The sequence below is a fragment of the Bradyrhizobium sp. genome (genome assembly GCF_049586575.1).
Classification (GTDB): Bacteria; Pseudomonadota; Alphaproteobacteria; order Rhizobiales; family Xanthobacteraceae; genus Bradyrhizobium.
Genome location: NZ_JBAVCF010000264.1, coordinates 1 through 3,037, shown reverse-complemented (window position 1 = coordinate 3,037; position 3,037 = coordinate 1). Strand labels below are relative to the sequence as shown.

Sequence of the window (3,037 nt, the reverse complement as noted above, 5' to 3'; positions counted from 1 at the left end):
CATCGTTCGGCTGCGTGTCGTTCAAGCACTATGACGCCTTCCTGCAAGCGTTCAGGCGCGGCGAGGTCAACCGCATCGTCGTCGTGCCCCACCTGCAGGAGCCGCCTCCCGGCGTTCGCGCCGAAGCCAATAGCGGCGCGCGCTATGCGGCGAACACCGTCAAGGATTATTAGAAACGGACGTAGCTGAACTACTTCGGAGGTGAAAGCCTGCCGACGGCACTCTGGAGTCGTTTTGTCGCTCCAACGAGATCCGCAAGGAGCTTTCGATCAATATCCACACGACCCTCATAGGCAGCCAAGTTTCGCTCGTTGTGTGCCTTTAAAAGGGTTTGAAGGTCCGCCTTGTCCGTAGCCAACGTGTGGACAAGCGTTTGAAATACTGTAATCCGATTTTCGGATCGGTAGCCTTCTCGGCGCAAGGCCGCCAACGCAAATTTGTGAGCCGCTTCGTATGCCAAGTCGAATTGGCTGTCCGTCTCTATGGTTGGATTTTGAGCGTCGGCCAATCCGCGGCGCGCCGATTTGATCATGCCATCATATTCGTAGCGGGAAGGACTTTCCTTCTTGAGGCTTCCAATTTTAACGGGGTTGTCGAGCTCTTGCTTGCTCATCGCCCAAGTCCTTTTCGGAGCCAATGATAAAAATTTTCGGCGAACGTCTAATTTTGCTGAAAACCGATCCGGCGATGGACGTCTTGTGCCGCCAGTCAGCCGGCGACACAAATAAAGGATGCACCTTTCGCCGAATCAGTCTCTCAATGTTCTGGGAGGCCGTATAGAGATCAGAGTAATTCAGGTCGTTGCCTATGACCATGAGATCGATGTCGCTGTGCGCCGTGTCGAGCCCTTTTGCGACGGAGCCGTACACAAAGGCGCCCTTGATCGTGTCGGAATATGGTTCAAAGTATCTCTTGATGGGTTCCGCCAGCCCAACCGTTTTCTGAACAAGCCCCCGTAACTCTTCAAAGATCGGAGCCTCTTGGTTTGCACGATAGTGCTTCCGATTGCCGATGCGTTCGACCGTGACTAAGCCGCTTCGTTCGAGTTTTGCCAATTCGCGGTCCACGGCACCCACGCCGGAACGTACCGTCCTTACAATTTCCGAAGTATAGAAACTGCGTTCGGGATGGCTGAAAATGAGGGCGAGGACTCGCTGCTGGACCTTCGAGAACAGCGCGTTGGATAGGCCAACAACAGGATGTCGCATCATACCCATATTGGGATATATAGAACCCAAATTGGGTATGATCAAGGTAGCCAAGGTGACGACGAATTCTGGTGCTGCCGGTCAGGATTGAACTGACGACCTCTCCCTTACCAAGGTCAAGGTGCCTTTTTTTCTCAATAGGTTAGCAGAGCTATTTGGTGGCGTAGAGACAGCATTTATAGGCACGTTTCGATTAGGCCCAATCGCGCGCCGATCAGCGACGATGGTCTCTAAATCGCATGTCTTCAATTATGGTCGCGATCGGGGGCGAAGGCGACATGGCCAAAATAGGCCAAAAATAACGCCGACGACCCGTATTAGACATCGTCTCCGTCATACCCGGTGCCAGCCGCCCGTCCAGAGAGCCGGCCCCGGAAATCTGCACAGGACGATAAGTGGAGTTTCTGCCTGACAGCGGGCACGCTTTGGCCTGCGAATCAGGAGAGACCATGTCGAGAAGACCGCGCCAGAACCATACACCGGCCTTTAAGGCGAAGGTGGCGCTTGCCGCCGCCAAGGGCGATCGAACGCTAACCCAGCTTGCCGAGCAGTTCGACGTGCACCCCAATCAGATCACAGCGTGGAAGGTGCAACTCGAGGGCGGGGCTGTCGATGTGTTCGGTCCCGGCGGCGGCAACGGTACTGCGCAGCCTGCGATCGACGTAAAGTCGCTGCACGCCAAGATCGGCGAGCTGACGCTCAAGAATGATTTTTTAGAGGGCGCGCTCACCAAGGAGGGATTGCTGAGCGCAAAGCGATGATCGACCGTGAGCACAATCTACCGATTTTGAAGCAGGCGGAGGTTCTGCGCATCAGCCGCGGCAGCGTCTACTACCTGCCGCGGCCGGTTCCGGACGCCGACCTCGCGATCATGCGGCGGCTCGACCGGCTGCATCTGGAGTTCCCCTTCGCGGGATCGCGGATGTTGCAAGGCTTGCTGGTGGCCGAGGGGAGCAAGATCGGCGGTCGTCATGTGAAGACGCTGATGCGGCGGATGGGGATAGAGGCGCTCTATCGCCGACCACGTACGACGAAGCCGGAACCGGGCCACAAGATCTACTCGTATCTGCTGCCCGGGATGGCGATCACACGGCCGAACCAGGTGTGGGCGATGGACATTACCTACATCCCGATGGCGCGAGGCTTCGTCTACCTGGTCGTGGTGCTCGACTGGTTCAGCCGACGCGTGCTGTCGTGAAGCGTATCGATCACGATGGAAGCGGCATTCTGCGTCGAGACGCTCGAGGATGCCTTGGCTCGTCACGGCAAGCCGGACATCTTCAATACCGACCAGGGCTCGCAGTTCACCGGTACAGCCTTCACCGGCGTGCTCGCCGGCAACGGCATTGCGATCAGCATGGACGGCAAAGGGGCTTGGCGAGACAATGTCTTCGTCGAGCGGCTGTGGCGCACCGTCAAATATGAGGAGGTGTATTTGAAGGCCTACGACAGCGTTAGCGAGGCGCGCCGTTCGATCGGCTGCTACCTGGACTTTTACAATGGACGCCGCCCACATTACGCCCGATCACGCCTACTCCACCCCGCTGCCTCTCCGCCTGGCAGCCTAACCCTGGCAGAGATTCCACTTATCGACGTGGAAAATCTGTTTAGACAACCGGACCACTTCACCCGACATTTTGTCTATCGCGCCGCGCGTGATTTCGCTCGATACTACACCGAAACTATATAGCCGCTCAGGGCCTACGTCATTGTGCGTGACGATCAGGTGCCGTAGAATGTTTTGTTAGCTGCCTTAATCCAGGCTTGCCGAAGCCCAGGCGACATTAAGTGATTGGCAGAGAAAAATGCCATCGGCGGGCGCTACCTTT

General features: G+C 56.7%; 2 protein-coding genes and 1 pseudogene. 1 reads left to right on the top strand and 2 read right to left on the bottom strand.

Features of this window, described 5'->3' with window-relative positions:
* Nucleotides 1-190: 190 nt before the first annotated feature.
* On the bottom strand, nt 191-613 hold the full coding sequence (locus WB528_RS10005) for a hypothetical protein (RefSeq protein ID WP_423888259.1): 423 nt from the start codon (nt 611-613) through the stop codon (nt 191-193).
* Entirely contained in the window at nt 582-1,262 is a 681-nt protein-coding gene (locus WB528_RS10000) for a nucleotidyltransferase domain-containing protein (protein WP_423888258.1), read from the bottom strand. The genes WB528_RS10005 and WB528_RS10000 overlap by 32 nt, the downstream gene beginning before the upstream one ends.
* 395 nt (nt 1,263-1,657) lie before the next feature.
* On the opposite strand from WB528_RS10000, the pseudogene WB528_RS09995 reads away from it, so the two are divergent.
* Nucleotides 1,658-2,739, top strand: a pseudogene (locus WB528_RS09995) (IS3 family transposase); the annotation flags it as partial.
* Nucleotides 2,740-3,037 lie beyond the last annotated feature (298 nt).